Source organism: Kitasatospora sp. NPDC101157, from assembly GCF_044768255.1.
Taxonomy (GTDB): Bacteria; Actinomycetota; Actinomycetes; order Streptomycetales; family Streptomycetaceae; genus Kitasatospora.
Map to the genome: position 1 here is coordinate 20,415 of NZ_JBIWPL010000040.1, position 18,492 is coordinate 38,906.

Here is an 18,492-nt window from a genome sequence, read left to right on the forward strand (position 1 = left end):
GACGCGCGTCATGACGTATCGTCATCTTACCCCCGTGACAATGGCGTTGGGCGGCGTGAGGCGCTCGACCGCGTCCAGCGCGTCGGCTCCGTAGATGTCGCGCACCCAGGCGCTCTGATAGATGGTGTCGAGGTAGCGGTCGCCCAGGTCGGGCGAGACGGCGACGGCGACGACGTCCTTGCCGCCGCGGTGCTTCGCCAGCCAGGCCGCGGCGCCGCTGACCACCGTGCCGGTGGAGCCGCCGAACAGGAAGCCACCGCGGGCGAGCCGGTGACAGGTCCGGACGGTGTCGATCTCGGGCACGTGCACCACGTCGTCGACGAAGTCCTCGTCCAGCAGGGCCGGCCGGACGCCGGCGCCCAGGCCGGGGATCATCCGCGGGCCGGGCTCGCCGCCGAAGGTGACGGAGCCGATGCTGTCCACCGCGACGATCCGGGTGTCCGGCCGGTGCTCCTTGAAGTAACGGGCGCAGCCCATCAGCGTTCCGGTGGTCCCGGCTCCGATGAACAGCACGTCCACGTCGGGGAACTGCCGGTGGATCGAGGGAGCGGTGGTGCGGTAGTGGGCCCGCCAGTTGTCCGGGTTGGCGTGCTGGTTGAGCCACACGTACCGCGGCGAGGACGCGCACAGGTCGCGGACGTAGTCCAACCGGGCGCCCAGGAACCCGGTTTCGGGCGACGGCTCGGTGATCATGTGGATCTGGCCGCCGAGGGTTTCGATGAGCTGACGGGTGGACAGATTGGTACGTGGGTCGACAACGCAGATGAACTGGTAGCCCCGGACGGAGGCGATCATGCTGAGCGCCATCCCGAGGTTGCCCGAGGAGGACTCCACCAGGATGGAGTCGCGGGTCAGCCGCCCGTCGCGCTCGGCGGCGTCGACCATGCTGAGGGCGGCCTTGAGCTTGACGGATCCAGCGAAGTTGAAGCCCTCGCACTTGAGGTACAGCGGGTAGTCGAACATCGCCCGCAGGTCGACGAAGAGTTCGTCCTCGTTGAACTCCTGCGGTGTTCTGATGATGGGCATCGGCCCGTCCCCCTTCGCGTCGAGTGACGGGACGTCAGTCCCAGATGATGTCGTCGCCGTGCACGGTGGCGGTGCGGGCGCCGGCCGGGGCGGCGGCGGTGGTGGTGACGGCGCCGGCGGCCGGCGCGCTGAGGGTGATGCCGGCGGCCAGCAGGCCGAGGAGGGCGGCGGCGCGGCCGGCGAAAACGGTGATGCTGCTCATGGTGAACCCCCGGTGGCAAAGACGTCGCGGGCCGCGGAATAAGCGGCGGCGAAACAGCTGAAACGGATGAGCGCTCCGCCGGGTTCAAATCCTGCGCTGAATGGCTAGGCGAACCCGGCTCTCTAATCCTGCGGGAAGGGGGTTCCGGCCCCCTTCGGCATGACCAAGTCTGTCTCGCACACACGTTCCGTGCCATGGTTCACGGCTGTCAGGGTCCTGCTATGGCAGCACCCTGCACAGTTCCGAGCCCCGCCGTCACTCCTCCAGCAACGGCAGCCGGTCGTCGCTGAATTGGGCCGCCAGCCGCCATCCGCGCAGTTCAGGCGCATCCCGTAGGCAGCGGCTGGTGATTCGCCGCGCAGCGGAATCCAGGTCTCCGGATTTCGGTGGTCCGAGAAAGAAGACGAGATCGGCACCGAGGGGATCGATCTCGACATACACGTGCTCAAGTCCCTCGTGCGGAAGGGCGGCCTTCCGGAGCAGTTCGACGAGTTTGTCGGGCGAGACCTGTTCCGGTCCGACCATACCCCGAACCAGACGTCCGACAGTGATATACATGTCAAATCCTCTCGTGGGTGGACCCGCTCGAAGCCCGCAGGAAAGGGCCCTGTCCTGAAACCTCGGGTGGCCCCGGGTCGGGTGTCGTAGCATGCCCCCGAGATCCGGCAATGACGTGGCACTTTCATCAGGTTCGAAATATTCGGGGGGCAGGCGGTGCTGTCAGTGTTAGGACTGGATCCCGACGCCGAGGCCGTGTACCGGACGGTGCTGGCCCGGCCGGAGCTCGGAATCGCGGGGGTCGCCCAGGACCTCAACTGGCCGGAACAACGCGTCCGGGACGCCCTGGACGGACTCGCCCGGCTCACCCTGATCAGGCACTCCGAGCTGGAGCCCGGACACCTCCTCCTGGTGAACCCGGAGGTCAGCCTGGCGATGCTGATCGGCCGGCAGGAGGCCGAACTCGCCGAGCGGCAGCGCCAGATCGCGCAGAGCCGGCTGGAGGCCGCCAAGCTCGTCGCCCAGTACGCCGAGAACCGCAAGGGCGAACGGGGCCTGGGCGTCGAACAGTTGGAGGGCGTCGACCAGATCCGGCTGAGACTGGAGGAGCTCTCGCACTCCTGCACCAGCGAGATCATGGGCTTCGCGACCGGCGGCGGGCAGTCCCAGGCCGCCCGGAAGGCGAGCCAGGCCGCCGACCAGGCGGTCTTCGACCGCGGCGTGCAGATGCGCAGCATCTACCTGGAGAGCGCGGCCAACGACGGCGGCACCATCGCCCACCTGGACTGGCTCACGGAGAGGGGCGCCCGGGTACGGGTCGCGCCCGCGCTCCCGATGCGCCTGGTGATCTTCGACCGCACGGTGGCGGTCGTCCCGACCGATCCGGACGACACCAGCGTGGGGGCTCTGGTGCTGTCCGGTCCGGGACTGGTCTCCGCGCTCTGCGCGCTGTTCGAGTACGTCTGGGAGAACGCCGCCCCGTACGGGAAGGCCCCGGCCAAGGGGGCCGAGGGCCTCAACCCGCAGACGATGGCGGTGCTCAGCCTGCTCGCGCAGGGCCACACCGACGAGGTGGTGGCCCGCAAGCTCGGCGTCTCGGTGCGCACCTCGCGCCGGATCACCGCGGAGCTGATGGCCTGGCTCGGCGGCCGGAGCCGCTTCCAGGCCGGGGTGATCGCCGGCGAGCGCGGTCTGCTGCAGGGCGGCGCGCCGGAGCGCGAGGGCCAGGGCCTGGCCGGCTCCTGAGCCCACGCGCCCACGCGAACGGCCGGTCCGGGCGGGACACCTACCGCCTCGCCCGAACCGGCCTGCCCCGTGCATCATCAACGCGTCACCGCGGTGCGGTAGACCCGCAGGTTCACCGGGATCAGCACCGCGAGCAGGGCCGCCACCACGATCACCGAGAGCAGCACCGGGTGCCGGTCCGGCAGGCTGGAACCGACCACCGTCGGAGCGTTGCCCCACAGCTCGCGGCAGGCCGCGGCCACCAGGCTCACCGGGTTCCACTCGGCCACCGCGCCCAGCCAGGCGGGCAGCCCGGACAGCGGCATGAACGAGTTGGACAGGAACGACAGCACGACCAGGAAGAGCGCCGAAATGCCGTTGATCGCCTCGGCGTTGCGCATCAGCATGCCGACCAGCGCGCCCAGCCAGAGCATCGCGTAGGCGAAGGCCAGCACCAGCACGAAGCCCAGCGCCGCGGAGCCGGCGTCCTTGTGGATCCGCCAGCCGACGCCGAGGCCGGCCAGGGTGACCGCGAAGGTGGCGGCCGCGGCGGTCAGCAGGTCGGCCGCGGTGTGGCTGACCAGCACGGCGGAGCGGCCCATCGGCAGCGAGCGGAAGCGGTCGATCAGGCCGGTGCGCAGGTCGGTGGCCACGCCCAGCGCGGCCACGCCGACGCAGGTCAGGCCGACCTGGGCGAACACCCCGGCCATCACGTAGTCGTGGTACTCCCCGGAGCCGGCCACGGTCACCACGCTGGCGAACAGGTAGCCCAGCACGACCACCATGGTCACCGGGGTCAGGGTGATCGCGATGACCTTCTCGGGGGTGCGGCGCAGGTGCCGCAGGTGGCGGCCGATCAGGGCGGCGGTGTCGCCGATGGCCGTGCCGAGGCCGGCCGAGGCGCCGATGTCACTCACTGCTCGTCTCCCGTCCGTGCGGTGGCGGCGGCCACCGGATCCCGCTCGGCCTTCCCGGTCTGCCCGGCCTCGCTCTCCGAGCCCTCCGAGCGCTCCGAGCCCTCCGAGCGCTCAGGGCCTTCCGAGCGCTCAGGGCCTTCCGAGCCCTCCGCGCCCGGTTCGAGCCGCTGGGCACCCTCCTCCGGGGCCCGGCCCACCTGGGTGCCGCGCCCGGTCAGGTGGAAGAACACGTCGTCCAGCGACGGGCGGCGCAGCGCGAAGTCGGTCACCGGCACGCCGGCCGACTCCAGCGCGACCGCCGCCGCGGCGATCGTGCCGATGCCGTCGGCCAGCTGGACGGTGATCCGGCGCCCGGTGCGGTCCACCTCGGGCTGGGCGGCGGCCACCGGGCCCAGCACGGCCAGGGCCTGCGGCAGGGCGGCGTCGGTGGCGACGCCCACTTCCAGCCACTCCTCGCCGACCTTGCGCTTGAGCTCGTCGGGCGTGCCCTCGGCGATCACCTGGCCGGTGTCGATCACCAGGATCCGGTCGGCCAGGAAGTCGGCCTCCTCCAGGTACTGGGTGGTGAGCAGTACGGTCACGCCCTGGGCGACCTGCTCGCGGACCATCTCCCAGAGCACCAGCCGGCTCGCCGGGTCCAGCCCGGTGGTCGGCTCGTCCAGGAACAGCACCTCGGGCCGTCCGATCAGCGCGGCGGCCAGGTCCAGCCGGCGGCGCATGCCGCCGGAGTAGGTCTGGGCGGGCTTCTCGGCGGCGTCCTCCAGCTCGAACCGGGCGAGCAGCTCGGCCGCCCGCTCGCGGGCGCCCTTGCGGCCCAGGTGCAGGAGCCGACCGAGGAGTTCGAGGTTCTCGCGGCCGGTGAGCAGCCCGTCCACGGCGGCGTACTGGCCGGCCAGGCCGATCCGGCGGCGCACCTGGCGCTGCTGGCGGACCACGTCGAAACCGGCCACCTCGGCGCGTCCCTGGTCCGGCTCCAGCAGCGTCGCCAGCAGCCGGACGGTGGTGGTCTTGCCGGCCCCGTTGGGCCCGAGCAGACCGAGCACGGTTCCGGCCGCCACCTCCAGGTCGACGCCTCTCAGCGCGTGGTGCTCCCCGTATCTCTTGCCGAGACCGGTCGCCCGAATGGCGGTGTCCATCATTCATTCCCCCTTTCACGGAGGTAGGTGGATCGTTCGGAAAGCAGACGCCGGAACGCATTCCGGCGCGGAATCAGGGAATTCGGTGGAATCGTTCGTGGCCGGTGGGCGTTCCCGCGTCTTCGGCCGGGCTTCACTCGAATGTGGTCCGCTCGAATGGTTGTCCCTCAACGGGAACCGACCGTAGCACCGGGGAAACGGACGCGGTAAGGGGCTTCGGCCGGGCTCGGCTGGCAGCAGCTTGCCACCGCAGGTTGCTGCAACTCCCCGCGGCCCCGCGGCGGTTCGGGAGGGCCTACGGTCGTGGGTATTCCTCCGGTCCCCCTCATGCCGGTGAGGACACATCCGAACCCGACTGTCGCCACTGCGGCTTGATCATGCCGCCTATCGCAGGAGAGGTAATGGCACGTCAAAGCAACTTCGCGGCCAGGCTGGGCGAGTGGAGTGCCCACCACCGCAAGACCGCCGTCATCGGCTGGGTTGTTCTGGTCGTCCTGGTCACCGTGCTCGGTGGCATGGTCGGCCAGAAGAGCCTGACCCAGGCCGACTACGGGACCGGGGATTCCGGCCGCGCCGCCCAGGTGCTCAAGGACGCCGGGATCAACGACCCGGTCAACGAACTGATCCTGATCCACAGCGACGGTCTGACCGCGGACTCCCCCGAGTTCCGCGGCGCCGTCCAGGCCACCTCCGACGCGGTCAACAAGACCGGTCTCGCGGAGAACCTGCGCGACCCGTACGCCACCCAGGCCTTCTCGGCCGACAAGCACTCCGCGCTGATCATGTTCGCCGTCACCGGTGACCCGGACACCGCTGCCGACCGGATCGACCCGGTGATCACCGCGGTGAACGACACCGCCAAGGCCCACCCCCAGGTGACCATCGGCGAGTTCGGCGGCGCGACCGCCCTCAAGGGCATCAACGACAGCCTCGGCGACGACTTCACCCGCGCCGAACTGACCGCTCTGCCGGTCGCGTTGGGCATCCTGCTGGTGGTCTTCGGTGCCTTCGTGGCGGCCGTTCTGCCGGTCGCCCTGGCGGTCACCGCCTGCATCGGCGCGCTCGGTCTGCTCTCGCTGAGCAGCCAGCTGGTGCCGGTGGACGCCATGACCAACTCGGTGATGTTCCTGATGGGTCTGGCCGTCGGCGTCGACTACTGCCTGTTCTACCTGCGCCGTGAGCGCGAGGAGCGGGCGCTCGGCCGGGACAAGGCGACCGCGCTGCGGATCGCCGCCCACACCTCGGGCCACTCGGTGATGGTCTCCGGCTTCACCGTCATGGTCGCGATGGCCGGCATGTTCCTCTCCGGGCTGACCGTCTTCGAGGGCTTCGCGATGGCCACCATCGAGGTCGTCGCGGTCGCGGTGGTCGGCTCGATGACCGTGCTCCCGGCCCTGATGTCGATGCTCGGCGACAAGGTCGCGTCCGGCCGGATCCCGTGGATCAGCAAGCGCCGCCAGGCCGCCGCGGCCAGCGTCAAGCCCGCCAACGCGCTGCTGCGCGGCGTGCTCGCCCGCCCCGGCATCTTCGCCGTGCTGTCCGCCGCGGTGCTCGTCGTGCTGGCCGTTCCGGCGCTCGGCATGAAGACCGAGAAGCTCGGCATGGACAAGCTGCTGCCCTCGGACAACCCGCTGGTCTCGGTCTCGCAGCGGATCGACCGCGAGTTCCCCGGCTCGCCCTCGCCCGCCACCGTGGTGGTCAAGGCCGACAACATCGACTCGCCGCAGGTCACCAAGAGCATCGAGGACTTCAAGCAGGCCGCACTGGCTTCCGGCAAGACCGGCAACCAGATCGACGTGCGGTACTGGAAGGACAAGAACATCGCGGAGATCAACGTTCCGCTGGCCGGCAACGGCACCGACGCCACCTCCAAGGCGGCTCTGGCGGCGCTGCGCGGGCAGCTGGTGCCGCAGACGCTGAAGACCGTCCCGGGCACCACCGCGCTGGTCGCCGGTGACCTCGCCTTCTCGGTCGACTACAACGACCAGCTGCACCGCAGCATCGTCCCGGTGTTCGCCTTCGTCATGGGCGTCACCTTCCTGCTGATGCTGTTCTCCTTCCGCTCGCTGACCATCTCGATCACCTCGATCCTGCTCAACCTGCTCTCGGTGGCGGCCGCGTACGGCGTGATGACCGCGGTGTTCGTGCACGGCTGGGGCGCCTCGATCGTCGGCACCAAGGCGCCGGGAGCGATCGAGTCCTGGATGCCGCTGTTCGTCTTCGTGGTGCTCTTCGGCCTCTCGATGGACTACCACGTGTTCGTGGTCTCCCGGATCCGCGAGGCGCACCTGGAGGGCAAGCCCAGCCGGGAGGCGGTCGGCCTCGGCATCCGCAACACCGCCGGGGTGGTCACCAGCGCCGGTCTGATCATGGTCGCGGTGTTCGCGGTCTTCGGCACCCTGGGCATGCAGGACTTCAAGCAGCTCGGCATCGGCCTGGCGGTCGCGGTCCTGCTGGACGCCACCCTGGTCCGCGCGGTGCTGCTGCCCGCGGTGATGGCCCTGCTCGGTGACCGCAACTGGTACCTGCCGCGCTGGCTGGGCGGCGGCCGCGGCACCCGCGCCCACGCCGGTGGCGCGCACGCGGCCAACGGCCACCACGAGCCGGCCGGCACCGCCTACGTCGGCTGATCACCTCGCCCGCAATTCCCATCCCCGCCCGCGCAGGGCGGCCTCGACTGGAGCCACCACCGTGTTCGAGTTCAGAGTCATCGACGGCACCACCGCCCGCGAGGTCATCGCGGGAGCCCGTCAGCGCATCGTCCAGGAGGTCCGGGAGACCTACCTGACCCACGGCGCCGGCGAGTCGGTCAACCCCGACAGCTACTTCCTGCGGTTCCCGGCCAAGCCGGACGCCCGGATCATCGCCCTGCCGGCCTACCTCGGCGGCGGCGTCGGTCTGGCCGGCATCAAGTGGATCAGCAGCTTCCCGGCCAACATCGAGCGTGGCTTCCCGCGCGCCTCGGCCGCCCTGCTGCTGAACGACTACGAGACCGGCTACCCGTTCGCCGTCCTGGAGGCCTCGCAGATCAGCGCGGCCCGCACCGCGGCCTCCGCGGTGCTCGCCGCCGAGGTGCTCAGCGGTGGCCGTACGGCGGGCCGGCTCGCGGTGGTCGGCGCCGGCATCATCGCCCGCAACATCCTGGAGTTCTTCGGCGCCCAGGAGTGGGCGATCGACGAGCTGGTGGTGCACGACCGCGAGACGAAGTACGCCCAGGCGCTGGTCGACCACGCCGACGCCGAACTCGGCTACCCGGCGCGCGTGGTCGAGGACCTCGGCGAGGCGCTCAAGGGCGCCGACGTGGTGGTGCTGGCCACCACCGCGGGCGAGCCGTACATCCTCGCCCCGGAGACCTTCGCCCCCGGCCAGCTGGTGCTCAACATCTCGCTGCGCGACCTCGCCCCGGAGATCATCGGCGGCGCGTACAACGTGCTCGACGACGTGGAGCACTGCATGAAGGCGAACACCTCGCCGCACCTGGCCGAACAGCTCTACGGCAACCGGGAGTTCGTCACCGGCACGCTCGCCCAGGTGATCGAGGGCGAGGTCGCCGTCGGCACCGACCGCCCGGTGGTCTTCTCGCCGTTCGGCCTCGGCGTGCTCGACCTGGCGGTCGGCGCGCTGGTGCACGACGAGGCGGTGGCCGCCGGCAGGGCGACCGAGATCCCCGGCTTCTTCGCGGAGACCACCCGCTGGTAGCCCAGACCACCGGCCCGCCCCCACCGACCCGCCCCCACCGACCCGCGTCACCGACCCGCGTCACCGACCCGCGCCGTCGGGCCGACCCGAGGGCCCGCCCCCACGGGCCCGGCACCACCTACGAGGACCCCGACCGTTCGCCACGGTCGGGGTCCTCGGGGCGTTCCGTCGGCCGGATCAGCCCTCGGTGCCGCCGAAGCGGGCCGTCCAGGCCGCCAGGTCCTCGTCCGTGATCTTCGCGAACAGCACCGGCGGCACGGTGAACGGCGTCCCGGCCGGCACCAGGCCCAGCGACCGGGCCTCGTCCCCGGTGATCCAGGTGCGCTCGTCCGAGGGCAGCGCGAAGGCGCGGCGCATCGCCGCCGCCGCGGTCGGGATGAACGGCTCGGACACCACCGCGTACAGGTGGATCAGGTTCATCGCCGTGCGCAGCGTCAGCGCCGCCGCCTCCGGGTCGGTCTTCACCTGCTGCCAGGGCGCCTTCTCGTCCAGGTACGCGTTGCCCGCGCTCCACAGCGCGCGCAGCGCCTGCGCCGCCTTGCGGAAGTTCAGCGCGTCCAGCTGGGCCTCGTACTCGGCCAGCAGCCCGGCGATCTGCTCGCCGAGCCGGGCCTCCGCCTCGCCGGCCGCGGCCCCGGCGGGGACGTCGTCGCCGAAGCGCTTGCGGCTGAAGGAGAGCACCCGGTTGACGAAGTTGCCGAGGGTGTCGGCGAGGTCCTTGTTGACCACCGAGGCGAAGAGGTCCCAGGTGAAGCTGGAGTCGTCCGACTCGGGGGCGTGCGCCATCAGGAAGTAGCGCCAGTAGTCGGCGGGAAGCAGCTCCAGCGCGACGTCCGTGAAGATGCCGCGCTTCTGGCTGGTGGAGAACTTCCCGCCGTAGTACGTCAGCCAGTTGAAGGCCTTGACGTAGTCGACCTTCTTCCACGGGCGGCGCGAGCCGAGGATCGTCGCCGGGAACATCACGGTGTGGAACGGGACGTTGTCCTTGGCCATGAACTCGGTGTAGCGGACGCTCTCGTCGGCGTCGTACCACCAGGACTTCCAGTCCCGCCGCTCGGCCGGGGCCGCGTCCGCCCACTCCTTGGTGGCGCCGATGTACTCGATCGGGGCGTCGAACCAGACGTAGAACACCTTGCCCTCGGCGGCCAGTTCGGGCCACACGTCGGCCGGCACCGGGACTCCCCACTCCAGGTCACGGGTGATCGAGCGGTCCTGCAGGCCCTCGGTCAGCCACTTGCGGGCGATCGAGGAGGCCAGCACCGGCCAGTCGTCGCCGTGGTCGGCGATCCAGCGCTCGACCTCCTCGGTCAGCTTCGACTGGAGCAGGAACAGGTGCCGGGTCTCCCGGACCTCCAGGTCGGCGCTGCCGCTGATCGCCGAGCGCGGCTCCAGCAGGTCGGTCGGGTCCAGCACCCGGGTGCAGTTCTCGCACTGGTCGCCGCGCGCCTTGTCGTAGCCGCAGTGCGGGCAGGTGCCGACGATGTAGCGGTCCGGCAGGAAGCGGCCGTCGGCGTTGGAGTACACCTGGCGGATCGAGCGCTCCTCGATGAAGCCGTTGCGCTGCAGCTCACGGGCGATCTCCTGGGTGATCTCCCGGTTCTGCGGCGAGGAGCTGCGGCCGAAGTGGTCGAAGGACAGCCCGAAGCCGTCGTACACCGCCCTCTGGGCCTCGTGCGCCTGGGCGCAGAACTCCGCGACCGGCAGTCCGGCCTCCTGCGCGGCCAGTTCGGCGGGCGTGCCGTGCTCGTCGGTGGCGCAGATGTACAGCACCTCGTGGCCGGTCTGGCGCAGGTAGCGGGAGTAGACGTCCGCCGGGAGCATCGACCCGACCATGTTGCCCAGGTGCTTGATCCCGTTGATGTACGGAAGGGCGCTGGTGATCAGGTGCCGAGCCATCCTCGGATGCTCCGATTTCTCCCGCACGCGCACCCCGACCCGGAGTGCTGTGCCAGGCGCAGGGGTCCACTGTGGGCTGCCAAGCCTACCGCCGTCCCAGCGGGGTCACGGCCGGGTCCACAGCCGGGTTGACCGCCCGGTTCACGGCCGGGCCCGGGTGAAGTCGGCGTACCGGTCGAACTCCCCGGCCTTCACCCCGCGGACGAACGCCGCCCACTTGCGCGGCGTCGTGCGCACCACCACCTCGGGCAGGTCCGACTCCCGGATCTCCACCAGGCCGCCCGCCGATCTGACCTCCACGCAGTCGGTGCTCTCGCCGCTGGCTGACGCCTTGCGCCACGTACTCATACGAAGTCTTTCAGTAAGGCCCGGATGAAGTCCCGGGACTCCGCCGTCCCGAGCGCGATCGCCGCGGTCTTCTCCTTGATCCTGCGGTAGGAGGCCAATTCCGCCTCGGAGTGCACGAACTTCGGCCCGTGAGAGAGATCGATCTGCACGGTGTCGAGCTCCGGGACCGGCCCGCGGGCGAGATACAGGCTCTCCCCGGACCCCGTGTAGGTGGGCACGCTGAACGGGATCACCCGGATCTCCACACCCGGCCGCTCGGAATTCTCCAGCAGGCTCCGCAACTGCTCGCGCAGCACTTCCGGACCGCCGAACTGCATCCGCAGTGCGGATTCGTGCAGGATTGCGCTGTACGGCTTCGGGTGGTCGACGAAGATCTGCTGGCGCCGAATCCGGAATGCCTTCCGGACCTCCGCCTCCTGCCGGTAGTGCGCGGGAAGCCGCTCGAACACCGCGGCGGCGTAGTCCGAGGTCTGCAGCAGCCCGGGGATGAAAGTGCTGTTCAGGATCGACAGCGACGCCGCGTGGTGCTCCATCTCCGCGATGTCGACGATCCCGCTGGGCATCCGCCCCCGGTAACCGTCCCACCAGTACTTACGGCGGTCCTGCGTCATCGCGAGCAGCGCGTCGAGGTACGGGCCCTCGGGGCAGCCGCAGGTGCGCGCCCAGGTCCGGAGCCGCTCGGCGCTGATGCCCGACTTCCCGTTCTCCATCTGCGAGATCTTGGGCAGGTCGGTGCCGATCGTGGCGGCCAGGCTCTTGGGCGTCACCCCCACGCGCTCGCGCATCTTGCGCAGTTCGATTCCCAGGCGCTGCTGGCGCACGGTCGGCGACAAGCGGGGTGGCATGACTCTCTTCTCCGGATCGCGGCTACGGTCGATGCTTCCGGTGAAGTGTGCCGTGGACACCGGGCACTAGCTAGCGAAATGGGGGATACCCCACGATGGAGTGAACGTCCAGTCCCTCGGTAGCAACTCTGGCACCCTGACTCTATGGTCATCCGTGTCACTCGCTGACTTGTTGCCCCGTAAACAGTCGCCAAGTCGCCAATCAGCTGCACGTACACATCAGATGCATGGTCAGGGCGTTCGACATCACCGACCGGAGACAGCCGTGCCCCTTCCGCCGCCCCTCCGTCTTCCTCCCCGTAATTCCCCGTCCTGGTGAACGCCCTTCTCGTCGCCGGATTGTCCACCCTCCTCCTCGCCGTCCTTTTCGTCGGCTGGCTGGTCTGGCTGGTCAATGGCCAGCCCCGCGAACTCCGCCCCCTGAAACGCGAGTTCACCCCCCGCCGTCCCACCCCGGTCGACCGCGACTAGCCCACCCCGCGTCTGACCGCCCGGTCCCGCGCACAGGAGGCCGGGCGGACTTGGGCGGAAGACTCAGGAGAGGAGCCGGCGGAAGGACGAGCCATGCCGGGTGCAGCAGCACTAGCCGCGCGAGGCCTGCCAGTCGAAGAACCCGCCCGGAGCATCGTCCGGCGGGACCAGATCGGAGCGCCGGACCACCCGCTCCAGCCCACCGCGAAGTGGACGGACGTAGACGGCCGCCTTGTCGATCTCCATGATCTCCACGGCGACCCCCGTGCGGCGCTCGTGGACGCGCTCGCCGACCACCGGCACCCACTGCTCGGCCACGGTCATCCCCACAGCCCGATGCGGGTGGTCAACTGGCCGGCGGGCACCTGACGCACAGGACCGTCCGGTTCGAACAACGGTCGCACCAGGGCCCGCCCGTCCTCCGCCCCCACCACCTCGACCAGCCGCCCGGTCGTCAGGTCCTTCCGCACCGGGTTGTTCTCAACGCGCTCCATGAGCTCCGCGTGGCTGCGGCGACGCTTCATGCCGGTCGGACTTGCGAAATCCGCAGTGGACATGGATGACTCCCAGGACTCTCGAATTGCTCCGGCGGGCCACTAACCTACGGGGGAGTCGAGGTGATCGCTATGCGCTTTACTGTTCGCGAAAGTACTCGTCTCGGATTCCTTCGACCAGCGTGCGCATGTCGTCTCCGTGAAGCGCGGCGGCATCGAATCTGGCGAACGTCGAAAGATAGAGGCTGACGTCCCTGGGGTCGCGCGTGGTGATCTCTGAATGGAATGTCTCCATCATGACCAGGCGATCGTCGTGCATGCTGAAGCACGTCATCGGAAAGTCTGGCATCAGCCCGGTGAGGGGCAGGACCCCGATGGTCACATTGGGGAGCCGGGACAGTGAAACCAGGCGATCGAGCCGAGTGGCCATGACGCCAGGCGGGCAGATCCGCCACCGCAGCACATGCTCACAAATAACGAAATGGAACTCGCGGTGGCGGTCATACAGGACGGCCTGGCGCTCAAGTCGAGCTCCGATCGTTTTTGCTCTCGATTCCTCCGGCAATACCGGAGGAATCGAGAATACAGCGGAGACGTATTCGGCAGTTTGCAGTAGCCCGGGGACAAGTTGCCCCTGGAACAGCCGGAGAACGGTCGTCCGGGCCTCGATAGCCTTGATGGCCTGCTGATGTTTCCAGTGCCCCATGCGGCGGAGTTCCCGCCAGGCGGTCTGTTCGGTGGCCGCGCCGCGGGCTGCATCCAGGAACTCGGCCTTGGCCTCGCCGGATATGCCGAGTGCGGACAGGATGAGGTCCACGTCCTGCACGCTCGGTAGGGTCTTGCCGTTCTCGATCTTCGAGAGTTTGGCCGGAGACATGGAAGCCCTGCGGGCGACGGTCTCGGCTGTCCTGTCCGAGGCGATCCGCAGCGCCCGCAGGGCTCTTCCCAGGTCGTTGTGCTGGTCCCCGCTCAAGCTGCCGTGTACTCCCCGAAGGGCACGGCGTTCGCCAGGGCGATGTCCCGGTACAGGCGGTACTCGTTCAAGCGGTCGCCCGGCAGAAGTTCGGCGCCGAGGAACTGCCCTGCGTCGGTGTAGTGCATCCGGTAGACCAGGGAGTCGTCGAACAGCCAGAAGTCGTGGTCGGGCAGACCGGCGACCTCCTGTCGAGCCGTGTCGATGATGCCGATCGATTCGCCGGCCTTGATGTTGCCGGGGTACGACGCCAACTCGTACCGGAGGTAGTCGGACAGCGGGGACTGGAGGACGTGTACTCGGGCCACCCGCTTGCCCAGGTTCGTCATGGAGCGGACCCAGGGGTTGTCGGAGGACTCCGGTGGCAACCCCTTCCCCGCGAGGAAATCGGCGAATTCCTCACGTTCCTCGTCCACGTCGTAGACGGCCAGCGTTTCGAGACGGAAGGCCGTTCGTTCGAACGTCTCGAAGAGACGGCCGAAATCCTCACCTTTGAGCACTGAAGTATCCTTCCAGGACCGAAGCGGGGATCACAACCGCAGATTCGCCAGCAGGCAGGTTCAACTCTGCCAGGCGTCGAGGATCGGTGATCACGTATCCCTGGACGACGTAGTCCCCATTCTCGCTGCCCCACAGAGTGGGGCAGTTTCCGTTCTTGCAGGACCCGTCTCCAGCCAGCCAACGCAGCATCAAGTGCCCCCAGTTGTGGGTGGTTGCTGTCTCGTCGATGATCCTGGCTTCCAAAGCGCAGGGTCAAGGATCTGATATTTCCAGAACGGGAAAGCTGTTCGGCCACGGACGGGCGGTCGAGAATCCGGACCCTGTGCCTCAGGCTCGGGGGTCCGAGCCGCGGCTTCTGGCCGGTGGCCCCTTGCGAGGCGCAAGGGGCCACCGGAACGAACCTCCATCCGTGCCGGTCAGACGGTGAACTCTCCCTTGGCTATGCCGTCGAGGAGGTCCCCCCACTCCTGGTGCGTGAAGCGAACCGGGGGCGTGTCGCGGGCGAGGCTGCTGCGAACGAAGACGGAGTCACCGGTGATCGCCACCTCGGGACAGTTGTTGCCCGCGCCGCAGATGCTGGGGGTGCGCCAGTCGAGGTCTTCCATGGTCTTTCCCCTTTCAGGACGACTTCAGAAGATCATCCATGAAGGTGATCGAGTCGGCCGGGCTGAGTGCCGACCTCTCCATGGCGTCGAGCGTCTCGCGGTAGTTCCGTAGCTGGTTGGCGTCGTCGAGGAAGATCGGGCCGTGCACGGAGTCGATCTGCACGGTGTCCAGTCGAGGGACTGCACCGCCGACGTAGAGGACCGCGTTCCCGGCGCCGGAGAAGCCCGGGGCGTCGAAGGTGATGACCCGCACGGTGATGTTGGCGCGCTCGGCCATCGAGCGGAGGTGTTCGAGCTGGGCGCGGGCCACGTCCTTCCCGCCGAACCTCATCCGCAGGGCCGCCTCGTGGACGATCGCGTCGTACTCGACGGCGGCTGCCCCGGTGAGGACCCGGGTGCGCTCCACGCGGTGGGCGATTCGCGCCCAGAGGTCCCGGGCGGGTAGGCGTGGATGTACCAGCTCGAAGATCGCGCGAGCGGTGTCCTCGGTCTGTAGCAGGCCTGGAGGGTGGCCGATCTGAAAGGTCCGTATCCGGCCCTCGGCTCGGTGTTCGAGTTCCGAGATGTCCAGAAGGCTGGCGGGCAGGACGCCCCGGAACTCCTCCCACCACCCCTTGCCGCGCTCCGCCGCGATGGTGGCGAGCGCTTCGACGTAGGGCGAATCGCCTTCCTGGTACTCGCAGGCAAGGGTCCGGATGCGATCGGGCGAGACGGGGTAGAGGCCCTTCTCGATCTGGGTGATCTTCGTCCGGTCCAGGCCGAGAGTTGAGGCCGCGTCAGCGGTGGTCTTCCTGGCGGAGTCACGCATCTTTCGCAGCTCCAGGCCAACGCGCAACTGGCGGGCGGTTGGTGTGGTCCTCGGCGGCATGCGGAGAGTCTCCCGCGTCCGGTGTTGACAGTCCACTTCGTGCGGGCTGCGCCTTGTCCATTGGGGCATATGTTCCCCGGCCTGGTGGGGCATCAATGCCACGTAATGGGTGGCGCAACTGCCAGGCAATGGCCTACCGTGTGTAGCAAGTCGCTTACGCGAAGTCGCGAAAGTGCACCCGAAGGGCACCCCGGGGGTGGGCGTGCAGGCTGCCGACGCCTGCCCTCTCACGCCGTCGGCGGGGGCAGGCCACGGGTTTCCACTTCTCTCCCAGATGCCTTCACTCGACTCAGGGCTGGTGAAAGCCATGTGCCTTCCACAGTTCGGCCCCTCCCGGGGCCCGCTCGTCTCCGAGTTCCGGCTCGATCTCTCCCCGCCGGCCCTTCCCGGGATGGTCGGGCCGATCCGCCGACTCCTCCGGGACGTCCTCCACGCCATGGGACTGGACCCGGATTCGGCCTGCCTCATCCTCTCCGAGCTGGTGACCAACGCCCTGCTCCACGGGGAGGGTCGACCGGGCGTCACCCTCGAACTCCTCGGCGGCGAGCTGCACATCACCGTTTCCGATGCCTCGGCGAACCCGCTCCAACGACCGGCCCGGGACGACGCGCGGGCGAGCGGTCGAGGCCTGGAGATCGTCGAAGCCCTCTCCACGGCGTGGGGTGTCGAACTGATCGGCAGCCACGGCAAAGCGGTGTGGGCCGTGGCCAAGTTGGCCGACCGGTGACGACGACGCGTGCTCAGCCGCGCGAAAGCCGCTCCTGCAGCCGGGACTTGGCGGCGGGCCACTCCTCGGCGAGCATCGAGAAGTAGGCGCTGTCGCGCCAGGTGCCGGTGGGGCGGAGGCGGTGGCGGCGGAAGGTGCCCTCGTACTGGGCGCCGAGGCGCTGGATGGCGTTGCGGGAGCGCTCGTTGAGGGCGTCGGTCTTCCAGAAGACGCGGCCCATGCCGAGGTCCTCGAAGGCGTGGGTGAGCAGCAGCAGCTTGGCCTCGGTGTTGACCGCGGTGCGCCAGACCGAACGGGCGTACAGGGTGCCGCCGATCTCCAGGTACTCGTCCTTGGCGTTGAGGTCGTAGTAGCCGGTGACGCCGACGGCGGTGCCGCTGGTGAGGTCGACGACCGCGAACTGCACCGACTCGCCCCTCTCGGCCTCGGCGATGCGGTCGTCGAGGATCCGGCCGAGCTCCTCCTCGGTGGCGGGCGGGAGGTTCATGGTCCAGCGCCAGACCTCCGGCTCGGAGCCGACGGTGGCCCAGAGGTCGGCGAGGTGGCGGCGGTCCAGCGGCTCCAGGCGGATGTGGTTGCCGGTGAGGGTGACGGGTGAGGGCAGCTTCGCGGTCATGGCTTCGAACGTAGCGCGGTTCTGCACTAGAGGCAATGGCCGTATGAACTAGTGCAAACTCGGTACCCCAAGCGAAGGGCCCCGCGGGACGCAACCGTCCCGCGGGGCCCTCGAAGGCCGTCAGGCTCAGATGAACGAGTTGATCTGGATCGTCTCGTCGCGGCCCGGGCCGACGCCGATGGCGGAGATCGGCGCGCCGGACATCTCCTCCAGCGCCTTCACGTACGCCTGGGCGTTCTTCGGCAGCTCGGCGAAGGTCTTGGCCTTGCTGATGTCCTCGGTCCAGCCGGGCAGCGTCTCGTAGATCGGCTTGGCGTGGTGGAAGTCCGACTGGTTGTAGGGGAGTTCCTCGACCCTGCGGCCGTCGATCTCGTAGGCGACGCAGACCGGGATCTGCTCCCAGCCGGTGAGCACGTCGAGCTTGGTGAGGAAGAAGTCGGTGAGGCCGTTGACCCGGGTCGCGTAGCGCGCGATGACGGCGTCGAACCAGCCGCAGCGGCGGTCGCGCCCGGTGGTGACACCGCGCTCGCCACCGATCCGGCGCAGCGCCTCGCCGTCCTCGTCGAGCAGCTCGGTCGGGAACGGGCCGGAGCCGACGCGGGTGGTGTAGGCCTTGAGGATGCCGATGACCCGGTCGATCTTGGTGGGGCCGATGCCGGCGCCGGTGCAGGCGCCGCCCGCGGTCGGGTTCGACGAGGTCACGAAGGGGTACGTGCCGTGGTCGACGTCGAGCAGGGTGCCCTGGCCGCCCTCCAGCAGGACGACCTTGTCCGCCTTGAGCGCCTCGTCCAGGACGAGGGTGGTGTCGGCGAGGAAGGGCTTGATCTTCTCCGCGTAGCCCAGGTACTCCTCGACCACCAGGTCGGCCGGGATGGCGCGGCGGTTGTAGAGCTTGACCAGGATCTGGTTCTTGTCGTGCAGCGCCGCCTCGATCTTCTGGCGCAGGATCGACTCGTCGAACAGGTCCTGGACCCGGATGCCGACGCGGTTGATCTTGTCGGCGTAGGTCGGGCCGATGCCGCGGCCGGTGGTGCCGATCCGGCGCTTGCCGAGGAAGCGCTCCGCGACCTTGTCGATGGTGCGGTGGTACGGGGTGATCAGGTGGGCGTTGCCCGAGATCAGCAGCTTGGAGGTGTCGATGCCGCGCTCGTTCAGGCCGTTGAGCTCGGAGAGCAGCACGCCCGGGTCGATGACCACGCCGTTGCCGATGACCGGCGTCACGTTCGGGCTGAGGATGCCGGAGGGGAGCAGGTGCAGGGCGTACTTCTGGTCGCCGATGACCACCGTGTGACCGGCGTTGTTGCCGCCCTGGTAGCGGACGACGTAGTCGACGGAGCCGCCGAGGAGGTCGGTGGCCTTCCCCTTGCCCTCGTCCCCCCACTGAGCGCCAACGAGCACGAGTGCCGGCACAGGCGTACACCCCTTCCGGTTGGGGCATCCTGCGTA

21 protein-coding genes are annotated in these 18,492 nt (G+C 69.2%); 5 read left to right on the plus strand and 16 right to left on the minus strand.

Annotated features, from left to right (window positions below; translation table 11 throughout):
• Positions 1–21: 21 nt before the first annotated feature.
• From sbnA to ACIRVF_RS40350, 3 genes are all read right to left on the minus strand, one after another.
• Complete coding sequence (sbnA, locus tag ACIRVF_RS40340) at positions 22–1,026, minus strand: 2,3-diaminopropionate biosynthesis protein SbnA (RefSeq protein WP_402829571.1); 1,005 nt, start codon at positions 1,024–1,026, stop codon at positions 22–24.
• A gap of 34 nt (positions 1,027–1,060) precedes the next feature.
• Complete coding sequence (locus ACIRVF_RS40345; protein ID WP_402829572.1) at positions 1,061–1,228, minus strand: hypothetical protein; 168 nt, start codon at positions 1,226–1,228, stop codon at positions 1,061–1,063.
• 255 nt (positions 1,229–1,483) lie between these two features.
• Positions 1,484–1,786, minus strand: coding sequence for a hypothetical protein (locus tag ACIRVF_RS40350; RefSeq protein ID WP_402829574.1), 303 nt, complete (start codon positions 1,784–1,786; stop codon positions 1,484–1,486).
• Positions 1,787–1,951: 165 nt separating this feature from the next.
• On the opposite strand from ACIRVF_RS40350, the gene ACIRVF_RS40355 reads away from it, so the two are divergent.
• Positions 1,952–2,971 (plus strand): LuxR family transcriptional regulator, encoded by a 1,020-nt coding sequence (locus tag ACIRVF_RS40355; RefSeq protein WP_402829576.1) that lies wholly within the window; start codon positions 1,952–1,954, stop codon positions 2,969–2,971.
• Between the two features lie 77 nt (positions 2,972–3,048).
• Here ACIRVF_RS40355 and ACIRVF_RS40360 read toward each other — a convergent pair whose 3' ends face one another.
• The gene (locus tag ACIRVF_RS40360; protein WP_402829578.1) at positions 3,049–3,867 is read right to left on the minus strand and encodes an ABC transporter permease; all 819 of its coding nucleotides are present in this window, start codon (positions 3,865–3,867) and stop codon (positions 3,049–3,051) included.
• Positions 3,864–5,003, minus strand: coding sequence for an ATP-binding cassette domain-containing protein (locus ACIRVF_RS40365; protein WP_402829624.1), 1,140 nt, complete (start codon positions 5,001–5,003; stop codon positions 3,864–3,866). The genes ACIRVF_RS40360 and ACIRVF_RS40365 overlap by 4 nt, the downstream gene beginning before the upstream one ends.
• 401 nt (positions 5,004–5,404) lie before the next feature.
• Between ACIRVF_RS40365 and ACIRVF_RS40370 the strand changes: the two genes are divergently transcribed.
• Together ACIRVF_RS40370 and sbnB are read left to right on the plus strand one after the other, a co-directional pair.
• Positions 5,405–7,633 carry an MMPL family transporter gene (locus ACIRVF_RS40370; protein WP_402829580.1) on the plus strand — a complete coding sequence of 743 codons (2,229 nt, stop codon included), beginning with the start codon at positions 5,405–5,407 and terminating at the stop codon, positions 7,631–7,633.
• 61 nt (positions 7,634–7,694) lie between these two features.
• Positions 7,695–8,702 carry a 2,3-diaminopropionate biosynthesis protein SbnB gene (gene sbnB, locus ACIRVF_RS40375; RefSeq protein WP_402829581.1) on the plus strand — a complete coding sequence of 336 codons (1,008 nt, stop codon included), beginning with the start codon at positions 7,695–7,697 and terminating at the stop codon, positions 8,700–8,702.
• A gap of 177 nt (positions 8,703–8,879) precedes the next feature.
• On the opposite strand, the gene metG is transcribed toward sbnB, so the two are convergent.
• From metG to ACIRVF_RS40390, 3 genes are all read right to left on the minus strand, one after another.
• Positions 8,880–10,598, minus strand: a complete 1,719-nt coding sequence (gene metG / locus ACIRVF_RS40380) for a methionine--tRNA ligase (protein WP_402829583.1) — start codon at positions 10,596–10,598, stop codon at positions 8,880–8,882.
• Positions 10,599–10,739: 141 nt separating this feature from the next.
• Positions 10,740–10,946 carry a DUF397 domain-containing protein gene (locus tag ACIRVF_RS40385; RefSeq protein ID WP_030289510.1) on the minus strand — a complete coding sequence of 69 codons (207 nt, stop codon included), beginning with the start codon at positions 10,944–10,946 and terminating at the stop codon, positions 10,740–10,742.
• Positions 10,943–11,851: a helix-turn-helix domain-containing protein gene (locus tag ACIRVF_RS40390; RefSeq protein ID WP_402829585.1), complete on the minus strand. Its 909-nt coding sequence runs from the start codon at positions 11,849–11,851 to the stop codon at positions 10,943–10,945. The genes ACIRVF_RS40385 and ACIRVF_RS40390 overlap by 4 nt, the downstream gene beginning before the upstream one ends.
• A gap of 255 nt (positions 11,852–12,106) precedes the next feature.
• Here ACIRVF_RS40390 and ACIRVF_RS40395 point away from each other — a divergent pair, with 255 nt between their 5' ends.
• A complete protein-coding gene (locus tag ACIRVF_RS40395) occupies positions 12,107–12,262 on the plus strand; it encodes a hypothetical protein (protein WP_157846581.1) in 156 nt (51 codons plus the stop codon).
• A 111-nt stretch (positions 12,263–12,373) separates the two neighbouring features.
• On the opposite strand, the gene ACIRVF_RS40400 is transcribed toward ACIRVF_RS40395, so the two are convergent.
• The 6 genes from ACIRVF_RS40400 to ACIRVF_RS40425 form a co-directional block, all read right to left on the minus strand.
• Positions 12,374–12,586, minus strand: coding sequence for a hypothetical protein (locus ACIRVF_RS40400; protein WP_402829586.1), 213 nt, complete (start codon positions 12,584–12,586; stop codon positions 12,374–12,376).
• Positions 12,583–12,819: a hypothetical protein gene (locus ACIRVF_RS40405; RefSeq protein ID WP_402829588.1), complete on the minus strand. Its 237-nt coding sequence runs from the start codon at positions 12,817–12,819 to the stop codon at positions 12,583–12,585. Before ACIRVF_RS40405 ends, ACIRVF_RS40400 begins: the two co-directional genes overlap by 4 nt.
• Positions 12,820–12,895: 76 nt before the next feature.
• Complete coding sequence (locus ACIRVF_RS40410) at positions 12,896–13,729, minus strand: helix-turn-helix domain-containing protein (RefSeq protein ID WP_402829590.1); 834 nt, start codon at positions 13,727–13,729, stop codon at positions 12,896–12,898.
• Positions 13,726–14,229: a DUF6879 family protein gene (locus ACIRVF_RS40415; RefSeq protein WP_402829592.1), complete on the minus strand. Its 504-nt coding sequence runs from the start codon at positions 14,227–14,229 to the stop codon at positions 13,726–13,728. The genes ACIRVF_RS40410 and ACIRVF_RS40415 overlap by 4 nt, the downstream gene beginning before the upstream one ends.
• Before the next feature lie 417 nt (positions 14,230–14,646).
• The gene (locus ACIRVF_RS40420; protein WP_402829594.1) at positions 14,647–14,835 is read right to left on the minus strand and encodes a DUF397 domain-containing protein; all 189 of its coding nucleotides are present in this window, start codon (positions 14,833–14,835) and stop codon (positions 14,647–14,649) included.
• 13 nt (positions 14,836–14,848) lie between these two features.
• Positions 14,849–15,643 (minus strand): DUF5753 domain-containing protein, encoded by a 795-nt coding sequence (locus ACIRVF_RS40425; protein ID WP_402829596.1) that lies wholly within the window; start codon positions 15,641–15,643, stop codon positions 14,849–14,851.
• 367 nt (positions 15,644–16,010) lie between these two features.
• Here ACIRVF_RS40425 and ACIRVF_RS40430 point away from each other — a divergent pair, with 367 nt between their 5' ends.
• A complete protein-coding gene (locus ACIRVF_RS40430) occupies positions 16,011–16,430 on the plus strand; it encodes an ATP-binding protein (protein WP_402829598.1) in 420 nt (139 codons plus the stop codon).
• A gap of 13 nt (positions 16,431–16,443) precedes the next feature.
• Here ACIRVF_RS40430 and ACIRVF_RS40435 read toward each other — a convergent pair whose 3' ends face one another.
• Positions 16,444–17,046 (minus strand): GNAT family N-acetyltransferase, encoded by a 603-nt coding sequence (locus ACIRVF_RS40435; protein ID WP_402829600.1) that lies wholly within the window; start codon positions 17,044–17,046, stop codon positions 16,444–16,446.
• A 126-nt stretch (positions 17,047–17,172) separates the two neighbouring features.
• Positions 17,173–18,456 (minus strand): adenylosuccinate synthase, encoded by a 1,284-nt coding sequence (locus ACIRVF_RS40440; protein WP_402829602.1) that lies wholly within the window; start codon positions 18,454–18,456, stop codon positions 17,173–17,175.
• Between the last annotated feature and the right edge of the window lie 36 nt (positions 18,457–18,492).